The organism is Salmonella sp. NW884 (genome assembly GCF_051700745.1).
Classification (GTDB): domain Bacteria; phylum Pseudomonadota; class Gammaproteobacteria; order Enterobacterales; family Enterobacteriaceae; genus Salmonella; species Salmonella enterica.
The window spans coordinates 1-553 of sequence record NZ_JAMMDE010000041.1 but is presented as its reverse complement, the minus strand read 5'-3'; the positions used below and the strand labels follow the sequence as shown (position 1 = coordinate 553).

1 rRNA gene is annotated in these 553 nt (G+C 52.8%); it reads right to left on the bottom strand.

Annotated elements, in window-relative coordinates:
- Positions 1 to 49: 49 nt before the first annotated feature.
- Positions 50 to 553: ribosomal RNA gene (locus tag NA197_RS23415) — 16S ribosomal RNA — on the bottom strand; the annotation flags it as partial.

Here is a 553-nt window from a genome sequence, read left to right as displayed (position 1 = left end):
TTTTCATCAGACAATCTGTGTGAGCACTTCAAAGTACGCTTCTTTAAGGTAAGGAGGTGATCCAACCGCAGGTTCCCCTACGGTTACCTTGTTACGACTTCACCCCAGTCATGAATCACAAAGTGGTAAGCGCCCTCCCGAAGGTTAAGCTACCTACTTCTTTTGCAACCCACTCCCATGGTGTGACGGGCGGTGTGTACAAGGCCCGGGAACGTATTCACCGTGGCATTCTGATCCACGATTACTAGCGATTCCGACTTCATGGAGTCGAGTTGCAGACTCCAATCCGGACTACGACGCACTTTATGAGGTCCGCTTGCTCTCGCGAGGTCGCTTCTCTTTGTATGCGCCATTGTAGCACGTGTGTAGCCCTGGTCGTAAGGGCCATGATGACTTGACGTCATCCCCACCTTCCTCCAGTTTATCACTGGCAGTCTCCTTTGAGTTCCCGGCCGGACCGCTGGCAACAAAGGATAAGGGTTGCGCTCGTTGCGGGACTTAACCCAACATTTCACAACACGAGCTGACGACAGCCATGCAGCACCTGTCTCAC